Annotated in this window: 20 protein-coding genes and 1 pseudogene; 12 read left to right on the top strand and 9 right to left on the bottom strand. The window is 73.2% G+C overall.

The genetic code is table 11. The annotated features are described in order from the left end of the window. Positions 1–27: 27 nt before the first annotated feature. Together ACWCRA_RS12610 and ACWCRA_RS12605 are read right to left on the bottom strand one after the other, a co-directional pair. Positions 28–618, bottom strand: a pseudogene (locus ACWCRA_RS12610) (malate synthase A); the annotation flags it as partial. Between the two features lie 155 nt (positions 619–773). Continuing rightward, positions 774–1,400, bottom strand: a complete 627-nt coding sequence (locus tag ACWCRA_RS12605; RefSeq protein ID WP_351558961.1) for a nucleotidyltransferase family protein — start codon at positions 1,398–1,400, stop codon at positions 774–776. 212 nt (positions 1,401–1,612) lie between these two features. Here ACWCRA_RS12605 and ACWCRA_RS12600 point away from each other — a divergent pair, with 212 nt between their 5' ends. Both ACWCRA_RS12600 and ACWCRA_RS12595 read left to right on the top strand, forming a co-directional pair. Next, positions 1,613–1,924, top strand: coding sequence for a DUF5955 family protein (locus ACWCRA_RS12600; protein WP_351558959.1), 312 nt, complete (start codon positions 1,613–1,615; stop codon positions 1,922–1,924). A 115-nt stretch (positions 1,925–2,039) separates the two neighbouring features. Continuing rightward, on the top strand, positions 2,040–2,732 hold the full coding sequence (locus tag ACWCRA_RS12595; protein ID WP_351558957.1) for an alpha/beta hydrolase: 693 nt from the start codon (positions 2,040–2,042) through the stop codon (positions 2,730–2,732). A gap of 212 nt (positions 2,733–2,944) precedes the next feature. Here ACWCRA_RS12595 and ACWCRA_RS12590 read toward each other — a convergent pair whose 3' ends face one another. Then, the gene (locus tag ACWCRA_RS12590; protein ID WP_451067409.1) at positions 2,945–3,757 is read right to left on the bottom strand and encodes an IclR family transcriptional regulator; all 813 of its coding nucleotides are present in this window, start codon (positions 3,755–3,757) and stop codon (positions 2,945–2,947) included. A gap of 301 nt (positions 3,758–4,058) precedes the next feature. Between ACWCRA_RS12590 and allB the strand changes: the two genes are divergently transcribed. The 3 genes from allB (at position 4,059) to ACWCRA_RS12575 (ending at position 7,382) form a co-directional block, all read left to right on the top strand. Further along, positions 4,059–5,405, top strand: a complete 1,347-nt coding sequence (allB, locus tag ACWCRA_RS12585; protein ID WP_451067435.1) for an allantoinase AllB — start codon at positions 4,059–4,061, stop codon at positions 5,403–5,405. Next, a complete protein-coding gene (gene alc, locus ACWCRA_RS12580; RefSeq protein WP_451067408.1) occupies positions 5,402–6,640 on the top strand; it encodes an allantoicase in 1,239 nt (412 codons plus the stop codon). Before allB ends, alc begins: the two co-directional genes overlap by 4 nt. Before the next feature lie 130 nt (positions 6,641–6,770). Continuing rightward, complete coding sequence (locus ACWCRA_RS12575; RefSeq protein WP_351558949.1) at positions 6,771–7,382, top strand: dihydrofolate reductase family protein; 612 nt, start codon at positions 6,771–6,773, stop codon at positions 7,380–7,382. A gap of 75 nt (positions 7,383–7,457) precedes the next feature. Here ACWCRA_RS12575 and ACWCRA_RS12570 read toward each other — a convergent pair whose 3' ends face one another. Beyond that, positions 7,458–7,670 (bottom strand): hypothetical protein, encoded by a 213-nt coding sequence (locus ACWCRA_RS12570; RefSeq protein WP_351558947.1) that lies wholly within the window; start codon positions 7,668–7,670, stop codon positions 7,458–7,460. A 145-nt stretch (positions 7,671–7,815) separates the two neighbouring features. Between ACWCRA_RS12570 and ACWCRA_RS12565 the strand changes: the two genes are divergently transcribed. Both ACWCRA_RS12565 and ACWCRA_RS12560 read left to right on the top strand, forming a co-directional pair. Next, positions 7,816–9,045, top strand: a complete 1,230-nt coding sequence (locus ACWCRA_RS12565; RefSeq protein WP_351558945.1) for a sensor histidine kinase — start codon at positions 7,816–7,818, stop codon at positions 9,043–9,045. Next, the gene (locus ACWCRA_RS12560; RefSeq protein WP_451067407.1) at positions 9,042–9,722 is read left to right on the top strand and encodes a response regulator; all 681 of its coding nucleotides are present in this window, start codon (positions 9,042–9,044) and stop codon (positions 9,720–9,722) included. The genes ACWCRA_RS12565 and ACWCRA_RS12560 overlap by 4 nt, the downstream gene beginning before the upstream one ends. Before the next feature lie 87 nt (positions 9,723–9,809). Here ACWCRA_RS12560 and ACWCRA_RS12555 read toward each other — a convergent pair whose 3' ends face one another. Then, complete coding sequence (locus ACWCRA_RS12555; protein WP_351555684.1) at positions 9,810–10,814, bottom strand: Gfo/Idh/MocA family protein; 1,005 nt, start codon at positions 10,812–10,814, stop codon at positions 9,810–9,812. Positions 10,815–10,915: 101 nt separating this feature from the next. Between ACWCRA_RS12555 and ACWCRA_RS12550 the strand changes: the two genes are divergently transcribed. The 5 genes from ACWCRA_RS12550 (at position 10,916) to ACWCRA_RS12530 (ending at position 15,940) form a co-directional block, all read left to right on the top strand. Then, positions 10,916–11,689 carry a GntR family transcriptional regulator gene (locus ACWCRA_RS12550; protein WP_351555682.1) on the top strand — a complete coding sequence of 258 codons (774 nt, stop codon included), beginning with the start codon at positions 10,916–10,918 and terminating at the stop codon, positions 11,687–11,689. A 156-nt stretch (positions 11,690–11,845) separates the two neighbouring features. Continuing rightward, positions 11,846–12,859 carry a substrate-binding domain-containing protein gene (locus ACWCRA_RS12545; protein ID WP_351555679.1) on the top strand — a complete coding sequence of 338 codons (1,014 nt, stop codon included), beginning with the start codon at positions 11,846–11,848 and terminating at the stop codon, positions 12,857–12,859. 191 nt (positions 12,860–13,050) lie between these two features. Beyond that, positions 13,051–14,067: a sugar ABC transporter substrate-binding protein gene (locus ACWCRA_RS12540; RefSeq protein WP_351555676.1), complete on the top strand. Its 1,017-nt coding sequence runs from the start codon at positions 13,051–13,053 to the stop codon at positions 14,065–14,067. Next, positions 14,064–15,125: an ABC transporter permease gene (locus ACWCRA_RS12535; protein WP_351555673.1), complete on the top strand. Its 1,062-nt coding sequence runs from the start codon at positions 14,064–14,066 to the stop codon at positions 15,123–15,125. Before ACWCRA_RS12540 ends, ACWCRA_RS12535 begins: the two co-directional genes overlap by 4 nt. Then, positions 15,092–15,940 carry an ATP-binding cassette domain-containing protein gene (locus ACWCRA_RS12530; protein ID WP_351555672.1) on the top strand — a complete coding sequence of 283 codons (849 nt, stop codon included), beginning with the start codon at positions 15,092–15,094 and terminating at the stop codon, positions 15,938–15,940. The genes ACWCRA_RS12535 and ACWCRA_RS12530 overlap by 34 nt, the downstream gene beginning before the upstream one ends. Before the next feature lie 109 nt (positions 15,941–16,049). Here ACWCRA_RS12530 and ACWCRA_RS12525 read toward each other — a convergent pair whose 3' ends face one another. The 4 genes from ACWCRA_RS12525 to ACWCRA_RS12510 are packed head-to-tail and all read right to left on the bottom strand — an operon-like array spanning position 16,050 to position 19,593. Then, complete coding sequence (locus ACWCRA_RS12525; RefSeq protein WP_351555669.1) at positions 16,050–16,541, bottom strand: S24/S26 family peptidase; 492 nt, start codon at positions 16,539–16,541, stop codon at positions 16,050–16,052. After that, entirely contained in the window at positions 16,542–17,201 is a 660-nt protein-coding gene (locus ACWCRA_RS12520) for an ABC transporter ATP-binding protein (protein ID WP_351555666.1), read from the bottom strand. It lies immediately after the preceding gene. Then, positions 17,195–19,066, bottom strand: coding sequence for an ABC transporter ATP-binding protein (locus ACWCRA_RS12515; RefSeq protein ID WP_451067406.1), 1,872 nt, complete (start codon positions 19,064–19,066; stop codon positions 17,195–17,197). Before ACWCRA_RS12515 ends, ACWCRA_RS12520 begins: the two co-directional genes overlap by 7 nt. Further along, positions 19,063–19,593 (bottom strand): TlpA family protein disulfide reductase, encoded by a 531-nt coding sequence (locus ACWCRA_RS12510; protein ID WP_451067405.1) that lies wholly within the window; start codon positions 19,591–19,593, stop codon positions 19,063–19,065. Before ACWCRA_RS12510 ends, ACWCRA_RS12515 begins: the two co-directional genes overlap by 4 nt. Positions 19,594–19,650: the final 57 nt, after the last annotated feature.

The raw sequence follows: 19,650 nt of genomic DNA, 5'->3' as shown, positions 1-19,650 counted from the left end.
CGGCCGGCCGAGCAGCCGTTCAGCCGTTCAGCCGGTCAGCCGTTCATGGGCGGGCAGGGTCGGAAAGCCGGCGCGGCTCTCGTCCGGGGCGACCGTCAGCGGCAGATCGTGGGCCTCCCGCCACTTGCCCTCCGCGAAGGCGGTCTCTCCGAGTTCGGCGCGCAGGGCGTCGAGTTCCCCGGCGGCGGTGCGGCGGGTCAGCTCGGCGGCGGCCGTCTCGCCGGTCTCGAAGACCACCCCGGCGTTGATCCACTGCCAGAGCTGGGAGCGGGAGATCTCGGCGGTGGCCACATCCTCCATCAGACCGAGGACGGCGACCGCGCCCGTGCCGCGCAGCCAGGACTCGATGTGACGGACGCCGACCCGGACCGCGTTGCGCGGCCCGTCGAGGGTCGGCCGGGCGTCGGGCGAGTCGACGGCGATCAGCTCAGCCGCCGTGACCGCGACCTCCTCGCGCAGCCGGTCCTTCCGATGGGGCCGGTCGCCGAGGACCGCGTCGAAGGACGCCTGTGCCAGAGGCACCAGATCCGGGTGCGCCACCCAGGAGCCGTCGAAGCCGTCGGCCGCCTCCCGGTCCTTGTCCGCCCTGACCTTCTCGAAGGCGATCCGGTTCGCTTCCTTGGGATTGTGCGGGGTCCTGTGGTGCGGGGTCCGTCCTCAAACTCCCCCAGAGCTGCCTCTGGGAGGGGCCCCAGAGGGGCTTGGTTCGCCCCCAGGGCCCGGGTGGGCCGGGGGTGGTCGAGTTGTGTGTGGTGCGGGGGCGCTCGTGGTCGTCATCCCAGGCGGGTGAGATCCTCGGGGGTGTCGATGTCGTACGGCTCGGCGACATCCCCGCACTCGACCAGCCGAAGCACACCGGAGTGCGCCTCCAGATATCCCCGGGCCCCCCGATCGCCCACCGCCCCCGCCCCCACCGCCCCCCAGTGCCCCGCCCCGATGAGCACCGGATGGCCGCGCTCGCCGCCGTACGAGGCCGTCGCCAGGGTCCCGGGGGAGCGGTACGCGCCCCTGACGCGGGCGACCGCAGCCGCCCCGATGCCCGGCTGGTCCACCAGCAGCACCAGGGCCGCCCCCGCTCCCGTCCCCGCGAGGGAGGCGAGCCCGGCCCGCAGCGACGAGCCCATCCCCGTGGCCCAGTCCGGGTTGTCGACCAGCACACAGCCGCCGAACTCCGCCTCCGCCCGCACCCGGTCCGCCGCCGCGCCCACCACCACGTGCACCGGGCCGCAGCCGCCCGCGCGCAGGGTCCGTGCGGCGTGCTCGGCCAGCGGACGGCCCCGGTGGCTGAGCAGTGCCTTCGGCCGGCCGCCGAGCCGCCGTCCGCCGCCCGCGGCGAGCAGCAGCCCGGCGACGGCCCGGCCGGACGAGGGGAGTGGGGGTGAGGGCTGCGGTGAGGTCATGGGGACACCCTGTCGCACGACCGGCGCGGAAAGCGGCAGGGCGGCGCGGCCGGGGCCGCGATACCGGGGGTTCGTCCAGCCGTCACCGTGAATTCGGTCCGCGGAGTGGCGCTCACCGAGTGAGATGGCGTTAACTTGCCCGCAACTCAGGGTGGTTGACCGTCGACTGACGGTCGTGGGGACCGTCCCCGGGGTGTGCGAGGGGGAGTGCTTTGTTGCGGAGCGTGGGACAGACGCCGGTGACAGGGAGCGGGAAGGACCCGCGGGCGGCGGCGCTGGGAGCCGCGGTCTCCCGGTTGCGCCGGGAGCTGGCGGGCCATCCGGGGCGGCTCCCCGACCGGGGGATCGCGGACGACGAACTCGCCGTGCTGGCCACGATGGCGGCATCGGGCACGCCCGACATTCCGCGGATGCGGCGCTCGCTGCTGCTGATCGCGGGTGCGATCGGCTCGGTGAGCGCGCTGGGGCCGGCCCTGATGCAGGTGCGGCACGCGGTGGACCTCTTCGGCGGAGGCGGCCGGTAGCCTCCCGGCGGTCCGCCCGGGCCGGCCCCCGTCAGCGGTGGCGGGCCCGGCGCGGGCGTTTTAGCGTGGGGAGGAAAGCGTCAAAACGACCTTCTAGCACGCAAGGGAAGCCGCTATGGCCGATAAGCCGGCAATCGTTCTGGTGCATGGGTTCTGGGGAGGCGCGGCCCACTGGGGGAAGGTGATCCTGGAGCTGAGGAACCGTGGCTACGGCTCCCTCTACGCGGTGGAGAATCCGCTCACCTCGCTGGCCGAGGACGCCGAGCGCACCCGCAAGATGGTGAAGCAGGTGGACGGACCGGTCGTTCTCGTGGGCCACTCCTACGGCGGCGCGGTCATCACCGAGGCCGGCGATCTGCCCAATGTCGTGGGTCTGGTCTATGTCGCGGCGTTCGCACCCGACGCGGGGGAGAGCCCGGGGCAGATCAGCCAGGAGAACCCTCCGGCGGCCTTCGAGAACCTCGCACCCGACTCCGACGGCTATCTCTGGATCAAGCAGGACAAGTTCCACTGGAGCTTCGGCCAGGACCTCGGCGACGACGAGGCGACGATCATGGCGATCACGCAGAAGGCGCCGCTCGCCTCCACCTTCGGCGACAACATCACCGCCCCGGCGTGGCGGAAGAAGCCCACCTGGTACCAGGTCTCCACCAGCGACCGCATGATCCACCCGGACAACGAGCGCCGGATGGCCGAGCGGATGTCGCCGCGCAAGATCATCGAACTCGACGCCAGCCACGCGTCGCTGGCCTCCCACCCGAGGGAGATCAGCGATCTGATCGAGGCGGCGGCGGCCGAGGCGTCCTGAGGCGCGGACCCGCCGCGACCGAGGCGACGAGGAGCGGGCGGGGACCCGGGAGAGCGACCGGGTTCCCGCCCTTCCCGCTGCCCCGCCCCGCCGTCCATCCGCGCTCGTGGTCCTCGCCCCGTGGCTCACCCGCGCTCGTGGCGCCCGCGCCCCGGGCCCGTGCCCGCGCTTGAGCGCTCGCCCCCGGTCCGTACCCGCGCCTCGTGGTGCTCTCAGCCCGTGGCCGTGGCGGCCGTGCCCGCGCTCGTCAGCACCGCCGACAGCTCCCTGGCGACCTCCTGGAGCACCGGAACGATCCGTACCGTCACCGCGTCCGTCACCCGCCCGGCCGGGCCGGAGATCGAAATGGCCGCCGCCGTCGGCGCGTTGGGCACCGGGACCGCGAGACAGCGCACCCCGATCTCCTGCTCGCTGTCGTCCACCGCGTACCCATACCGCCGCACCTGCTCCAGCGCCTCCAGGAAGGCGTCCGGGCTGGTGATCGTCTTCTCGGTGGCGGCCGGCATTCCGGTCCTGGCCAGCAGCGCCCGTACCGCATCGGGCGGCGATCCCGCGAGCAGCGCCTTGCCGACCCCGGTGGAGTGGGGCAGCACCCGCCGCCCGACCTCGGTGAACATCCGCATCGAGTGCTTGGACGGCACCTGCGCCACATAGACGATCTCATCGCCGTCGAGCAGGGCCATATTGGCCGTCTCGCCGGTCTCCTCCACCAGCCGGGCGAGATGGGGACGGGCCCAGGCGCCCAGCAGCCGGGACGCGGACTCGCCCAGCCGGATCAGCCGGGGCCCGAGCGCATAGCGGCGGTTGGGCTGCTGGCGGACATAGCCGCAGGCCACCAGTGTGCGCATCAGCCGGTGAATGGTGGGCAGCGGCAGACCGCTGCTGACGGACAGCTCACTCAGCCCGACCTCGCCGCCCGCGTCGGCCATCCTCTCCAGCAGGTCGAAGGCCCGCTCCAGGGACTGCACACCGCCGTTGCCGGCGGACTTGGCGGCATCGGAGGCACTGGCGCTGGACGTCGGCACGGGTGACGGTCCTTTCGAGCGGACGGACAAGAGAGCAGCCTACCGGGCCCGGTGTCCCCGGCACCGCGCCGTCCGGCGGGCGTCCGGGCCGGTCGGAGGGTGTCCGCCCGGCCCGGACCGCACGCGCCGGGAGGGTGTCCGCCCGGCCGCGGCGGCCCGCGCCGGAAGGGTTGCCGCGGGGGCGTCGGCAGTCTTGACGGGGGGCGGAGCCCGGGTGAGACTCCATCAGCGGTTCGTTCAACAGTTCGTAGAACTGCACGGCGAGTTGCCGGGCGCGCGGGGAGCGGCGAGAGGGGGACGGGTGGCGGCGGTCGGCGAGGTGACCCTGCTGGTGCGCTCCACCCGGGTGGTCACTCCCCGGGGCACTCTGCCCGCCTCGGTCGCCGTCGCCGGCGACAGGATCGCCGCGGTACTGCCGTACGGCGCCGGAGCCGGGCCCGCCACCCGGGTCGAGGACGTCGGCGACGACGCCGTACTCCCCGGTCTGGTCGACACCCACGTCCATGTGAACGACCCGGGCCGCACCGCGTGGGAGGGGTTTCCCAGCGCCACCCGGGCCGCCGCGGCCGGCGGGGTCACCACCCTGATCGACATGCCCCTCAACTCCCTCCCGCCGACGACCACGGTCGGCGCCCTGCGGACCAAACAGGCGGTGGCCCGCCCCGGGGTGCGGGTCGATACCGGCTTCTGGGCCGGTGCGGTGCCCGGCAACACCGGCGAGCTGCGCGCCCTGCACGACGCCGGGGTCTTCGGCTTCAAATGCTTTCTGTCACCGTCCGGGGTACCGGAGTTCCCGGAGCTGCCACCGGCCGAGCTGGCCCGCGCCCTGACGGAGATCGCCGGCTTCGGCGGGCTGCTGATCGTGCACGCGGAGGACCCGGAGCGGCTGACACCCCAGCGGCCGGGCCCCCGGTACACGGACTTCCTCGTCTCCCGCCCCCGCGCCGCCGAGAACAGCGCCGTCGCCCGGCTCATCGCGCTGGCCCGCCGTCTCGGCGCCCGGGTCCACATCCTCCATCTCTCCTCGGGCGACGCCCTGCCGCTGATCAAGGCGGCCCGCGCCGACGGCGTACGGATATCCGCCGAGACCTGCCCCCACTTCCTCACCCTCACCGCCGAGGAGATCCCCGACGGGGCGACGGAGTTCAAGTGCTGCCCGCCCATCAGGGAGGCCGCCAACCGGGACGCCCTCTGGGCGGGCCTCGCCGACGGCATCATCGACTGCGTCGTCTCCGACCACTCGCCCTGCACCACCGACCTCAAGTCCCCGGACTTCGCCACCGCGTGGGGCGGTATCTCCTCGCTCCAGCTGGGCCTGCCCGTGCTCTGGACCGAGGCCCGCCGGCGCGGGCACACCCTCGACGACCTGGCCCGCTGGATGTCCCGGGGGCCCGCGCTCCTCGCCGGGCTCGCGGGCAAGGGGGCCATCGAGCCGGGCCGGGACGCCGACTTCGCGGTCCTCGCCCCCGAGGAGACCTTCACCGTCGACCCCGCGCGGCTCCACCACCGCAACCCGGTCACGGCCTACGCGGGCAGAACCCTCCATGGAGTCGTCCGCTCCACCTGGCTGCGCGGCAGGCGCGTCGCGGCGGACGGCACCCCGGGCGGCCCGGCCGGCCGGCTGCTCGAAAGGAGCGACGGACCATGACCCCCTCCCCCTCCGATCCCCCCTCCGATCCCTCCTCCGATTCCCCCTCCGAGGGCCCGGCGGCCCCCTCCGCCGACGGCCCCGGCGCCCCCGCCCGCTTCACCGGGGACGCCCGCCCCTACACCGGCGGCGATCCGTACGCCGACTACCGCGCCGCGCCCCTCCCCTTCACCCACCACACCGACCTCGCCGACCGCCGTCTCGGCGCCGGGGTCCTCGCCGCCAACGATGAGTTCTTCGCCCAGCGCGAGAATCTGCTGCTCCCCGGCCCCGCCGTCTTCGAACCCGGGCTCTTCGGCCACAAGGGCAAGATCATGGACGGCTGGGAGACCCGCCGGCGCCGGGGCCCCTCCACCGGCCGGCCGCACCCGGCCGGCGACGACCACGACTGGGCGCTGATCCGGCTGGGCGCCCCCGGCGTGGTCCACGGGATCGTGGTCGACACCGCGCACTTCCGGGGCAACCACCCCCGGTCCGTCTCCGTCGAGGCCACCGCCGTGACCGGTACCCCCGCGCCGGAGGAGCTGGGGAGCCCGGAGGTGACCTGGACGCCGCTCGTCCCCCGTACCGTCGTCGGCGGCCACGCCGCCAACGGATTCACCGTCACCGCCGGGCGCCGCTTCACCCATCTGCGGCTCCGCCAGTACCCCGACGGCGGCATCGCGCGGCTGCGGGTGCACGGGGAGGTCGTGCCCGACCCGGAGTGGCTCGGGGCGCTCGGCACCTTCGACCTGGTGGCGCTGGAGCACGGCGGACGGGTGACGGACGCCTCCGACCGTTTCTACTCCCCGCCGGAGAACACCATCCGCCCCGGGCGCTCCCGCCGGATGGACGACGGCTGGGAGACCCGCCGCCGCAGGGACGGCGGCGGCGACTGGATTCGCTACCGGCTCACGGAGCGGGCCCGTATCCGCGCGGTGGAGATCGACACCGCTTATCTGCTGGGGAACAGCGCCGGCTGGGCACGGCTCTCGGTGCGCGACGGCGACGGCGACGGCGGCGACGGACGCGGCGGTGGCGGTGAGGGCGGCGGCGCTTGGTCCGAACTGCTGCCGATGACCCGGCTCCAGCCCGACACCAACCACCGCTTCGTCCTCCCGGAGCCGCGGGTGGGGGATGGTGTACGCATCGACATCCACCCGGACGGAGGGATCGCGCGGCTGCGGGTCCTCGGGGAGCTGACGGACGACGGAGCGGCCCGGCTCCGGGAGCGCCACCGGCTCCTCGGCGGCTGAGCCGCCGCACCCGCCCGAGGGAGGCTCCGCCCCGGCCCGGCCGATGAGTTCCGGCCCCCGGCCGGGCCGGAACCGGCGACCGCACCGCGCGGCCCGGCTGATCCGCACCTCACGGAAGCAGGCACCCGCCATGGCCCAGCTCACTCTCACCACGTTCGTCACCCTCGACGGGGTCATGCAGGGCCCCGGCGGCCCCGACGAGGACCGCAGAGGCGGCTTCGAGCGGGGCGGCTGGTCCGTGCCGTACGGGGACGAGGACTTCGGCGCCTTCGTGACCGAGGTCTTCGACCGGGCCGGGGCGTTCCTCCTCGGACGGCAGACCTACGAGATCTTCGCCGGGTACTGGCCGAAGGTGACCGACCCCGGCAACCCGATCGCCTCCCGGCTCAACACCCTCCCCAAGTACGTGGCGTCGACCACGCTCACCTCCGCCGACTGGCACAACACCACCGTCATCGGCGGCGGCGACCTCGCCGAGGAGGTCGCCGCGGTGAAGGCCCGTACGGAGGGCGAGGTGCAGGTCCACGGCAGCGGGCGGCTCGCCCGGTCGCTGCTGGAGCGGGATCTGGTGGACAACCTCCATCTGCTCGTGTTTCCCGTGGTCATCGGTCAGGGGCTGCGGCTCTTCGCCGAGGGGGCCACCCCCACCGCCTTCCGCCACACGGCCGCCCGCACCACCGCGTCGGGCGTCGCCATCCTCAGCTACGCGCAGGCGGGCCGCCCCGCGTACGGCTCGTACTGACGCCGTACCGACGCGGTACCGACGCCGTGCGAGAGACCGCGCTCCCGGGTGCCCGGCGCGCCCGGGAGCCCTCGGTCACCTCATCCGGTCGCCGATCATCAGCAGGGCGAACCCCACCACGGCCACCACCACATTGGCGAAGATCACCTGGTCCTCCGGAACGCCGATGCCCTCCGTGAGGAACCGGGTGAACCCCAGGAAGGTGAACCAGCCCGTCAGCTCCCGGAGCACCCCGCACCCACCGCCGAGCAGCAGCAGAAAACCCGCACCTTCGAGAATCCTCTTCATGCGCCGATCCTGGAGCGCCCGGCCGGAGCGCCGCGTCGGCCCTCCGGATGGGCCGCCCGGCCGAAAGTCTCCCGTTCCCCGACTTTGGTAGCTTTCCGCCGCCGGTGGCACGGTCCGCCCGCGCCCGGTGCGTAGGTTGTTCGATATGACCCGTACGGAATACCGCTGGCTGCTCCCCTCGGCCATGGCGGACCCCCCTGTCGCGGAACTCGCGGGCGACCCGGCCCCGGGCAGACCGCGGCGGACCGTGCGCGACTGGCTCATCGACACCCTGGTCTTCCTGCTCGCCGCCGGCGTGGGACTGGCCGCCGCCGAGGCCAGCGGTGAGATCAACGGCTCGCACGCGATCGTCGTCTTCGACCAGCTGCTCGGTGCCGCGGCCTGCTGCGCGCTGTGGCTGCGCCGCCGCTGGCCGGTGGGGCTCGCCCTGGCCCTCGCGGTCGCCGGCGCGCTGACGCCCGTCGCGGGCGGGGCGTTCGTGGCCAGCCTCTTCAGCGTCGCCGTGCACCGCCCGTTCCGGCCCGTCGCCCTCGTCGGGGCGGTCGGTCTGGTCACCGCCGTCATCCAGCCGCTCCTGCGTCCCGATCCCACCCTCAGCGTCCTCGGCTCGATCATCGCCGGGGTGGTGATGACCCTGCTCGCCATGGGCTGGGGCATGCTCGTCCGCTCCCGCCGGCAGCTCGTCGTCGTGCTGCGCGAGCGCGCCCACCGGGCGGAGGCCGATGCGGAGCTGCGGGCCGAGCGGGCCCAGCGGCTCGCCCGCGAGGCCATCGCCCGTGAGATGCACGATGTGCTCGCCCACCGGCTGACGCTGCTGAGCGTGCACGCCGGAGCGCTGGAGTTCCGGCCGGACGCGCCGCCCGCCGAGGTCGCCCGTGCCGCCGGGGTGATCCGCGACAGCGCGCACGAGGCGCTCCAGGACCTGCGGCAGATCATCGGCGTGCTGCGCACCCCCGGCGAGGCCGAGGCGGGCGACCGGCCCCAGCCGACCCTCGCCACTCTCGACGCCCTGATCGCCGAGTCCCGGGCCGCCGGGATGACGGTCGTCCTCGACAACCGCATCCCCGACCCCGCCGCCGTCCCCGCGGCCACCGGGCGCACCGTCTACCGCATCGCCCAGGAGGGCCTGACCAACGCCCGCAAGCATGCCCCCGGAGCGGAGGTCACCGTCGCGGTCACCGGCCGCCCCGGCGAGGGGGTCACCGTGGCGGTCGACAACCCGGCCCCCGTCGGCGAGGTCCGCGCGGTGCCCGGCTCGGGGCAGGGGCTCATCGGCCTCACCGAGCGGGCCACCCTCGCCGGCGGAAGCCTCCGGCACGGCCGCACGGGTGACGGCGGGTTCCGGGTCCGGGCCTGGCTACCGTGGGCCGCATGACTATCCGGTTGCTCGTTGTCGACGACGATCCCCTGGTGCGCGCGGGGCTCTCCCTCATGCTCGGTGGCGCGGAGGATCTGCTGATCGTGGGGGAGGGGGCGGACGGCGCCGAGGTTCCGGCGCTGGTCGACCGGCTGGCACCCGATGTGGTGCTGATGGACATCCGGATGCCGGCGGTGGACGGGCTGACGGCCACGGAGGAGCTGCGCCGCCGCCCCGAGGCCCCGCAGGTCCTCCTCCTCACCACCTTCCACGCCGATGAACAGGTGCTGCGGGCCCTGCGCGCCGGGGCCGCGGGTTTCGTCCTCAAGGACACCCCGCCCGCGCAGATCGTGGAGGCGGTCCGGCCGGTGGCGGCCGGTGATCCGGTGCTCTCCCCGGCGGTCACCCGTCAGCTGATGTCCCATGTCGCGGGCCGGGGCCAGGACCGGGGCGCCGATCCGCGCGGGCGGTCGGCGGCGCGGCGGCTGGGGGCGCTGGCCGAGCGGGAGCGGGAGGTGGCGGTCGCGGTGGGCCGGGGCCAGTCCAACGCGGAGATCGCGGCGGCCCTCTATATGAGCGTGCCGACCGTGAAAACCCATGTCTCGCGCATTCTCGCCAAACTCGGCCTCAACAACCGGGTCCAGATCGCGCTGCTCGCCCATGACGCGGGCCTCCTTGAGCAGAAGGAGGAGTAAGGAGGGCTGAGACGGGCCGGCCCCTCCCGTGTCCGCCCCGCCGGGTGTCGCCGCCGGGGCGGACACGGGAGGGGCCGGCCCGCCCGTTCAGCCGGCCGGGATCTCCTCCGTCCGCACCGGCCGGTGCTCGCGCCGGGACAGCTCGCAGGCCTCCGCGATCCGCAGCGCCGCCAGCGCCTCCCACCCGTCGCACGGGTTCTCCGCCTCTCCCCGCAGCAGCCTGACGAAGGTGTCCAGCTCCGCCTCGTACGCGGGCGCGAACCGCTCCAGGAAGCCGGGCCACGGCCTGTCCGCGTGCGGCGGGCCCTTCGGCTCCGTCGAGGTGATCGGCGTACGGTCGTCCAGCCCCACCGCGTACTGGTCCAGCTCGCCCGCCAGCTCCATCCGGACGTCGTAGCCCGCGCCGTTGAACCGGGTCGCCGTCGCCGTCACCAGCGTGCCGTCGTCCAGGGTGAGCAGCGCCGCGGCGGTGTCCACATCACCGGCGGCGCGGAACATCGCCCCACCCGCGTCGGAGCCGGTCGCGTACACCTCCACGACCTCCCGGCCGGTCACCCAGCGCACCATGTCGAAGTCGTGCACCAGACAGTCCCGGTACAGCCCGCCGGAGAGCGGCAGATACTCCGCGGGCGGCGGCGCCGGGTCCGAGGTGATCGCCCGTACGGTGTGCAGCCGGCCCAGCCGCCCCGAGCGCAGCAGCTCGCGGGCGGTCGTGTAGCCCGCGTCGAAGCGGCGCATGAAACCGAGCTGGAGGACGGTGCCCGCCGCCTCCACCTGGCGCAGCGCGCTGATCGTGCCCGGCAGATCCGCCGCTATGGGCTTCTCGCAGAAGGCCGGGAGCCCGGCGCGGGCCGCCCGGGCGATCAGCTCGGCGTGCGAGGCGGTCGCCGAGGCGATCACCACGGCGTCCACGCCCCAGGAGAAGATCTCGTTGGCGCTGGGGGCCGCCGTGGCGCCGGTGCGCTCGGCCACGGCCGCCGCCCGCGCCGGGTCCGCGTCCGCCACGACCAGTGAACCGACCTCCCGGTGGCGGCTGAGCACGCCCGCGTGGAAGGAGCCGATCCGTCCCGTCCCGATCAATCCGATGCGCATGGGCCAAAAATGGCGCCGCGCCGCCACCGTGTCAACACTTTGTCCTGACAATCGAACCTCACGACTTCCCGTCACCTGGGGCGGCGACTACGCTCGCCCCCGTGCCCAAGCAGCCCAGACACGTGACGGCCTCGTCCCTGTCTCTCCAGCTGAGCGTGGACCGCACCAGCCCGGTCCCGCTCTACTTCCAGCTGTCCCAGCAGCTGGAGGCGGCGATCGAGCGCGGCGTGCTCACCCCCGGCAGCCTGCTCGGCAACGAGATAGAACTGGCGGGCAGACTCGGTCTCTCCCGGCCGACCGTGCGCCAGGCCATCCAGTCCCTCGTCGACAAGGGCCTGCTGGTACGCCGCAGGGGAGTCGGCACCCAGGTCGTGCACAGCCAGGTCCGGCGCCCGCTGGAGCTGAGCAGCCTCTACGACGACCTGGAGGCGGCCGGCCAGCGCCCGGCGACCGTGGTCCTGGGCAGTGCCCCCGAGCCGGCCGGCGCCCGGGTCGCCGCCGCCCTCGGTCTCGCGGAGAACAGCGAGGTCCAGCGGATCGAGCGGCTGCGGTACGCCCACGGCGAGCCGATGGCCCTGCTGACCAACCACCTCCCCGCCGGGGTGCTCGACTGCGCGACCGAGCAGCTGGAGGCCACCGGCCTCTACCGGCTGATGCGGGCCGCCGGGACCACCCTGCACAGCGCCCGCCAGTCGGTCGGCGCCCGGGCCGCCACCGCCGCCGAGGCCGAGCTGCTCGCCGAGGAACCGGGCGGACCGGTGCTGACGATGGAGCGCACCACCTTCGACGACACCGGGCGCGCCGTCGAATTCGGCTCCCACCTCTACCGCGCCTCCCGGTACTCCTTCGAGTTCCAGCTCCTGGTCCGCTCCTGACCCGCGCGGGTCCGCGGCCCGTGCGGGTCCGGTCCGGGAGAGCCCCGGCCCCCGCCGCGTAAGGATGTTCGGACAAAGTCTTGACGGCGCCGGGTGGCCGCCGTAGACACTCACCCAGCCGCAACCCGGCGGCCGGGAGAGAAGGCGGAATCCACCATGCGTACCTCTCGCACGGCAACGGCCCTGCTCACCGCGTGCGCGCTGGCCCTCATCGCCGGATGCAGCGGCTCCGGCGGCAAGGAGGCCACGGACGGCGGCGGCACCGGGGAGCCGGGGAGGGCCGGGGGCGGCGGAGCCCCGGCGACGGGTGAACGGCTGAAGATCGCCATGGTGACCCACTCCGGCGAGGGCGACACCTTCTGGGACATCGTCCAGAGCGGCGCGAAGGTCGCGGCCCGCAAGGACAACGCGGACTTCCTCTACGCCGCCCACAAGGAGGGCAAGGAGCAGGCCCAGCTCGTCCAGACCTACATCGACCAGAAGGTCGACGGCATCGTCGTCACCCTCGCCAAGCCCGAGGCGGTCGGCGCGGTCGTGAAGAAGGCCGTCGCGGCCGGGATACCCGTGGTCACCATCAACTCCGGCGCCGATTTCTCCCGGGACCTCGGCGCCCTCGGCCACATCGGCCAGGACGAGACCGTGGCGGGCGAGGCGGTCGGCGAGGCGCTCAACGAACGGGGCCGGAAGAAGGCCCTCTGCGTCATCCACGAGCAGGGCAATGTCTCCCTGGAGGCCCGCTGCGACGGGGTGCGGAAGACCTTCGGCGGCACGGTCGAGAACCTCCACGTCGAGGGCACCAACATGCCCCAGACCACCTCCTCCGTCGAGGCGAAGCTCCAGAGCGCCGCGTCCATCGACAGCGTGGTCACCCTCGGCGCGCCGTTCGCCGCCGCCGCCGTCAAGGCGAAGTCGGGCGCCGGCTCCCGCGCCGAGATCAGCACCTTCGACCTCAACGCGGAGGTCGTCGCACAGCTCAAGGGCGGGGAGATCGGCTTCGCGGTCGACCAGCAGCCCTACCTCCAGGGCTATCTCGCCGTCGACCAGCTCTGGCTCCACAAGGTCAACCGCAATGTCACCGGCGGCGGCCGTCCGGTCCTCACCGGCCCGGCCCTGGTCACCGGGAAGGACGTACCCGCCCTGGAGAGGCTCACACGGGAGGGCACCCGGTGACCACCGCCCACAGACCCCCGCCGGACCGTCGCACACGGCACCGTACGAGGTACGGAGCGTGTCCATCGGGGCACCCGGCGTACCCGATGCCCACCCCCCGACCTGGCGTGACCCATACTTGGGCGGCTGGGGCGCGATATGTCGCCCCCCGGTCGCACCGGAAAGCAGTACGGCAAGAAGGGCACGGCGTCGTGGCAAGGGCAAGGACAGGGGTACGCGCACTCGGCGCGCTGCTGGCGGCGGTGCTCGGAGCGTCCCTCGCGGGATGCAGCAGCACCGGCGGCAAGCGCGCGGAGGACGCCCGCAAGGCCCAGGCGGCGACCGCCGGCAAGGCCGCGGTGACCACACCCCGCTGGACTTTCGCCATGGTCACCCACTCGGGCGACGGCGACACCTTCTGGGACATCGTCCAGAAGGGAGCCGAGGAGGCCGCCGCCAAGGACAACATCAACTTCCTCTACTCCAAGAACGACGAGGGCCAGCAGCAGGCCCAGCTCGTCCAGACCGCGATCGACAAGAAGGTCGACGGGCTGATCGTCAGCCTCGCCAAGCCCGACGCCATGAAGGACGTGGTGAGGAAGGCCGTCGCCGCGGGCATCCCCGTGATCACCGTGAACTCGGGCTCCGAGCAGTCCAAGGCCTACGGCGCGCTCACCCACATCGGTCAGGACGAGACCGTCGCCGGTGAGGCCGTCGGCGACGAGCTGAACAAGCGGGGCGAGAAGAAGGCCGTCTGCGTCCTGCACGAGCAGGGCAACGTCGGGCACGAGCAGCGCTGCGCCGGAGCGAAGAAGACCTTCGACGGCGAGATGCGGAACCTCTACGTCGACGGCACCAACATGCCCGACGTCCAGGCGACCATCGAGGCCAAGCTCCAGACCGACCGCTCCATCGACGCGGTCGTCACCCTCGGCGCGCCCTTCGCGGACACCGCCGTCAAGGCGAAGAAGTCCGCCGGGAGCAAGGCCGAGATCGTCACCTTCGACCTCAACGCCAAGGTCGCCGGCGCCCTCAAGGCCGGGACGCTCGGGTTCGCCGTCGACCAGCAGCCGTATCTCCAGGGGTACGAGGCGGTCGACCTGCTCTGGCTCTACCGGTACAACGCCGATGTCCTCGGCGGCGGCCGGCCCGTGCTGACCGGACCGCAGATCATCACCCGGGCGGACGCCGCCGAGCTGGAGGAGTACACGAAGCGGGGGACGCGATGAGCGCCGGCGCACCGGCCGCCGCACCGGGGCGGCCCCCGGCCGCCGACGAACGGCTGCTGCGCACCTCACCCCTGCGCAGGCTGCTGGGCAGGCCCGAGCTGGGCTCGGTCGTCGGGGCCGTCGCCGTCTTCCTCTTCTTCGCGGTCGTCGCGGACTCGTTCCTGCGCGCCGCCAGCCTCTCCACCGTGCTGTACGCGGCCTCCACCATCGGGATCATGGCGGTGCCGGTCGCGCTGCTGATGATCGGCGGGGAGTTCGACCTCTCGGCCGGTGTGCTGGTGACCAGCTCCGCGCTGATCTCCTCGATGTTCAGCTACCAGATGACGGCGAACGTCTGGGTCGGGGTGCTGGTCTCGCTGCTGGTGACCCTCGCGGTGGGGGTCTTCAACGGGCTGCTGCTCACCCGTACCAAACTGCCCAGCTTCATCATCACCCTCGGCACCTTCCTGATGCTGACCGGGCTCAATCTCGGCTTCACCAAGCTGATCAGCGGGACGGTCTCCACCAAGTCCATCGGGGACATGGAGGGCTTCGCCTCGGCGAAGGCGCTCTTCGCCTCCGAGTTCACCCTCGGCGACGTCACCATCAAGGTGACCATCCTGTGGTGGATCGGGCTGGTCGCCCTCGCGACCTGGATTCTGCTGCGCACCCGCTTCGGCAACTGGATCTTCGCCGTCGGCGGCGGCGCGGACGCCGCCCGCGCCGTCGGTGTGCCGGTCGTCCGGACGAAGATCGGCCTCTACATGGGGGTCGCCTTCGCGGCCTGGATCTCCGGGCAGCACCTGCTGTTCTCGTTCGACGTGGTGCAGTCGGGCGAGGGGGTCGGCAATGAGCTGATCTACATCATCGCGGCCGTCATCGGCGGGTGTCTGATCACCGGCGGGTACGGCTCCGCCATCGGCTCGGCGGTCGGCGCGCTGATCTTCGGTATGACCAGCAAGGGGATCGTCTACGCGGAGTGGAACCCGGACTGGTTCAAGTTCTTCCTCGGGGCGATGCTCCTTCTGGCCACCCTGCTGAACGCATGGGTCCGCAAGCGGGCGGAGGCGACACGATGACCGAGGCTCCTGCTGCCGCTCTGGTCGAGCTGGACGAGGTCAGCAAGTACTACGGGAACATCCGGGCCCTCGAAGGGGTGTCGCTGGAGGTGCACGCGGGGGAGATCACCTGCGTCCTCGGCGACAACGGGGCCGGGAAGTCCACCCTCATCAAGATCATCGCGGGTCTGCACCAGCACGACTCGGGCACCCTCTCGATCGAGGGCGAGCAGATCCGGCTGGCCAACCCCAGGGACGCGCTGAACCGGGGCATCGCCACGGTGTACCAGGATCTGGCGGTGGTGCCGCTGATGCCGGTCTGGCGGAACTTCTTCCTCGGCTCCGAGCCGACGAAGGGGGCCGGCCCCTTCAGGCGGCTCGATGTGGCGCGGATGCGCGAGACCACCCGCTCCGAGCTGCTCCGCATGGGGATCGATCTGCGGGACGTCGACCAGCCGATCGGGACCCTCTCGGGCGGGGAGCGCCAGTGCGTCGCGATCGCCCGCGCGGTGTACTTCGGGGCGAAGGTGCTGGTGCTGGACGAGCCGACAGCGGCGCTGGGGGTGAAGCAGTCCGGGGTGGTGCTGAAGTATGTGGCGGCGGCGCGGGACGCCGGGCTCGGGGTGGTGCTGATCACGCACAACCCGCACCACGCGTATCTGGTGGGGGATCGGTTCGTGCTGCTGAAGCGGGGGGCGATGTCGGCGTCGCACACCAAGGACTCGGTCACGCTCGATGAGCTGACGCGGCAGATGGCGGGGGGGAGTGAGCTGGACGACCTCCGCCACGAACTGGAGCGCGCCCCGACCCCGCCCCACCTCGGCGGACCCGAGTAGCCCGCCCAGCACATGGAGAGCCGCGCCGGCGTTTGGGGCGCGGGGGTTCGGGGCTGGTCCCCGACTGCGGCCCGCACGGTGCGGGTGTCCTGTGGTGCGGGGTCCGTCCTCAAACGCCGGACGGGCTCAAGTTGCCCGGGACGCGCGGGGGCCGGGGCCGGAGGGGAAGGATCATCAGGCCGAGGATCTGGTGGACCGGGCACGGGCCGTACTGCTTCGAGTCCTGGCTCAACGGATAGTCCCCGATCACCACCACATGCCCCACCGGCACCCGCCCCCCACCCCCCGCCACCCCCCTCGGCATCCGATCCCCCTCCACCGCCACCACCCGCTTGATGCACCACTCCACCGCCCCCAGCTCCCCGCTCACCGGCCCCTTCCCCCGCCAGGCGGTCGCCGGGTCCGGGTCGGGGGAGGCGAGGACCGCGATACGGCCGCGGCGCAGGCCCGCCGTGCCGCGGCGGATCAGCACCCGGCTCCCCGGCCGCAGCGCCGGGGACATCGACTCCCCGTCCACGGTGATCGCCACACAGCGCCGGCGGACCCACCACACCACCCCCGCCAGCACCCCCACCCCGGCCCCCGCCCACACGGCCCGCACTCAGCACACCCGTCCGTCGCGCAGCTCCACCGCACGGTCGCACCGGTCCACCACCGAGGCGTCGTGGGTGGCCATCACCACCGTCGTACCGAGGCTCTCCCGCAGCCCCAGCAGCACATCCACGATCTCCGCGCCGGTGCGCGAGTCGAGATTCCCGGTCGGCTCGTCGGCCAGCAGCAGCGCGGGCCGGCCGATCAGCGCCCTCGCTATCGCCACCCGCTGCTGCTGCCCGCCGGAGAGCTTCGACGGCAGCGCGCCGGTGCGCTCCCCGAGCCCCACCGTCTCCAGCAGCCCGCGCGCCCGTGCCCTCTTGTCGAAGGCGGTCCGGTACGGCAGTACCGGGACCATCACATTGTCCAGCGCTGTCAGCGTGGGCAGCAGATGGAAGCGCTGGAAGACGAACCCGACCCCCCGCCGGTAGGCCGCCAGCTCCCGCCGTCCCAGCCCGGTGATCTCCCGTCCGTCGACCTCGATGGTCCCCGCGTCCGGTGTGTCCAGCGCCCCGATGAGATGGAGCAGCGTGGACTTCCCCGAACCCGAGGGCCCGGTCAGGGCGAGCACCTCGCCCCGGCCGGCGCTCACCTCCACCCGGTCGCAGGCGTGGACGGGCGAGCCCGAGTCCGCCCGGTAGGTCTTGCACACTCCGCTGACGGTCAGCAACGCTTCCCCGCCTCCTCCGCGTCGTCGGTGTAGCCGGCGGCCTGAATCGCGAAGAGGCGGGCATAGGTCCCCCCGTACCGCATCAGCTCCGCGTGGGTGCCCGCCTCGGTGATCCGTCCTCCGTCGAGCACCACGATCTCATCGGCCCGCCGCACCGTGCCCAGCCGATGCGAGATCAGCAGGGTGGTGGCGCCGTCGGCGAAGGCCCGCAACCGCTCGTGGACGCGTTCCTCGGCCGCCGCGTCCAGCCCCGCGCTCGGCTCGTCGAGGATCAGCAGATCCCGCCCCTCGCGCATCATCGCCCGGGCCAGCGCCAGCCGCTGCCACTGCCCGCCGGAGAGCGTCACCCCGGTGTCGCCCTCTCCCGCCCCTTCGCCCTCCTCGGCGAAGATCCGCGAGAGCAGCGTTCCGTACCCCCGGGGCAGCGCGGACACCAGGTCGTGGGCGCCCGCCCGCTCGGCCGCGGCGACGATCCTGCCGAGGTCGTCGCGGTGCGCCAGATCCCCCAGGCCGATGTTGTCGGCGACGGAGAAGTCGTACTCCACGGAGTCCTGGAACACCGCGCTGATCCGGTCCCGCAGCCGCTCAGGGTCCAGCTCCCGCAGATCCACCCCGTCCCAGCGGATGGCGCCGCGCACCGGGTCGTACAGCCGGCAGGCCAGCTTGACCAGGGTGCTCTTCCCCGCTCCGTTGAGTCCCACGAGAGCCAGGGACTTGCCGTGCGGAAGAGTGAGGCTCACCCCGCGCAGCACCCAGGGCCCGCTGTCGCCGTAGCGGAACCAGACATCGTCGAAGGTGATCCCGCGCTCCAGCGGCCCGGTGGGGAGCGGCTCCTCGCGGACCGGGAGATCGGGGCCGGCGGCCGTGATGTCGGTGAAGTGGCCGAGCAGCAGCAGCGCGTGGTACGCCCCGGTGCACTGGAGCACCAGGGCGATCAGCGCGCCCTGCACCCCGGCGACCGAGGCGATGAAGGCCGAGACATCGCCGATGGTGAACTCGCCCCGTACCGCCGCCATGGTCATCCAGGCCAGCCCGCCGCCGGCGATCAGCGCCCCGAGGGCGGTCAGCGGGCCCTGGCGCAGCAGCGAGCGCCGGTCCATGCGCTCCTCGGCGGCGTTGATGAGCCGGGTCTCGTGGTTCATCCGCGCCAGCAGAAAGCCGCCGAGCCCGAAGAGCCGGATCTCCTTGACCGCCGCGAGGTCCAGCAGCATCCGCTGGTAGAAGAGCTGCCGCCGGTTGCGCGGGCTGAGCGCGAACATCATCCGGGCGCGCTCCCGGCTGAGCGAGACCTCCACCAGCAGCACCGGCAGCGCGGCGGCGACCGTGACCACCGTCATCACCGGTGAGACGGTGAAGAGCACGGCGGTGAGACCGGCGAGGGTCAGGAAGTGCTGGACGACCGCGAAGAGCGAGGCGGTGACCTGCTCGGGCGCGGAGAAGGCGGCCTCCTGGGCCAGCCGGAGCCGGTCCAGGAAGGACGGGGTCTCGAACCGGGCCATGCCGGTGAACCGGTTGACCGTGCCGTAGAGGCGGTCCTGCACCACCAGGGCGATGCCCCGCTGGAGCCGGGCCCGCGCGTACTCGGAGAGCTGGGGCAGCAGCGCGTACAGCGTGGTCAGCAGGCAGAGCCCGGAGACCAGGGCCAGGGGCTCCGGCCCGTCCGTCCGCCCGCCGTGCTGGAGCCGGTCGAGAAGCTCCTTGGTGAGCCAGGCGATCGAGGCGGGGAGCAGGCCCTGGACGACGGCGAGCAGGGCGTGGAGGAGACAGCTCGGCGGCCCCGCCCGCCAGGTCAGGGCCAGTGCCTCGGCGGTGCGGCGGGCCAGCTCCCGCCCGCCGCCGGCCCGCCCCGGCGGGGCTCCGCTCACGCGGTGGCCAGGTCGCGCAGCGGCTGGGAGCCCGCCTCCGCGTGGGTGACCCGGCCGTCCGCGCCGACGATCACGGTGGTGGGTGTCCCGACGACCGAGAAGGTCTCGCTCAGCGCGCCCGGGGAGGGCTGGACGACGATGGTCGCCAGCTCCGCCAGCGGTTCGATCAGCTCGGCGGCCTCCGACTCCTCACCGGTGATCACGACGATGGTCTGCTGCCGGGCCAGCCCGGTGGCCCTGACGTACTCCCTGAGGTGGGGGAGGGCGGCCGGGCAGGCGGGGCAGCCGGTGGACAGGAAGGTGAGGACGGCGAGCCGGCCGTCGAGATCCGCGCGGGAGACGGAGCGCCCCGAGACGTCGACGGCGGAGAACTCCGGGAGGGTCTCACCGGGGCGAGGTCCGCTCGCCGTCCGCCCGCTCGCGGCCTCCTCCTGACGGCGCAGCCGCCGGATCACCGCGGTGATCAGCAGCAGATTGAGGACGCCGATCGCTCCGACGAGCACCAGACCGGCAACTACGAAAGCCATCTCTCTCTCCAGCATCGGGGGCATCAGATCGTGGGGGCATTCCGGCTCTGCCGGGGG

The sequence above is a fragment of the Streptomyces sp. NPDC001889 genome, from assembly GCF_053594535.1.
Note: the sequence above shows the minus strand (reverse complement) of the source record. Positions and strands in the feature narration are given on the sequence as shown.

Excerpts from the sequence above, each read along its gene's own strand:
- ACWCRA_RS12605 (WP_351558961.1), bottom strand. The coding sequence starts at position 1,400 with ATGACCTCACCGCAGCCCTCACCCCCACTCCCCTCGTCCGGCCGGGCC.
- ACWCRA_RS12595 (WP_351558957.1), top strand. The coding sequence starts at position 2,040 with ATGGCCGATAAGCCGGCAATCGTTCTGGTGCATGGGTTCTGGGGAGGC.
- alc (WP_451067408.1), top strand. The coding sequence starts at position 5,402 with ATGACCCCCTCCCCCTCCGATCCCCCCTCCGATCCCTCCTCCGATTCC.
- ACWCRA_RS12575 (WP_351558949.1), top strand. The coding sequence starts at position 6,771 with ATGGCCCAGCTCACTCTCACCACGTTCGTCACCCTCGACGGGGTCATG.
- ACWCRA_RS12570 (WP_351558947.1), bottom strand. The coding sequence starts at position 7,670 with ATGAAGAGGATTCTCGAAGGTGCGGGTTTTCTGCTGCTGCTCGGCGGT.
- ACWCRA_RS12565 (WP_351558945.1), top strand. The coding sequence starts at position 7,816 with ATGACCCGTACGGAATACCGCTGGCTGCTCCCCTCGGCCATGGCGGAC.
- ACWCRA_RS12560 (WP_451067407.1), top strand. The coding sequence starts at position 9,042 with ATGACTATCCGGTTGCTCGTTGTCGACGACGATCCCCTGGTGCGCGCG.
- ACWCRA_RS12555 (WP_351555684.1), bottom strand. The coding sequence starts at position 10,814 with ATGCGCATCGGATTGATCGGGACGGGACGGATCGGCTCCTTCCACGCG.
- ACWCRA_RS12545 (WP_351555679.1), top strand. The coding sequence starts at position 11,846 with ATGCGTACCTCTCGCACGGCAACGGCCCTGCTCACCGCGTGCGCGCTG.
- ACWCRA_RS12535 (WP_351555673.1), top strand. The coding sequence starts at position 14,064 with ATGAGCGCCGGCGCACCGGCCGCCGCACCGGGGCGGCCCCCGGCCGCC.
- ACWCRA_RS12530 (WP_351555672.1), top strand. The coding sequence starts at position 15,092 with ATGGGTCCGCAAGCGGGCGGAGGCGACACGATGACCGAGGCTCCTGCT.
- ACWCRA_RS12510 (WP_451067405.1), bottom strand. The coding sequence starts at position 19,593 with ATGGCTTTCGTAGTTGCCGGTCTGGTGCTCGTCGGAGCGATCGGCGTC.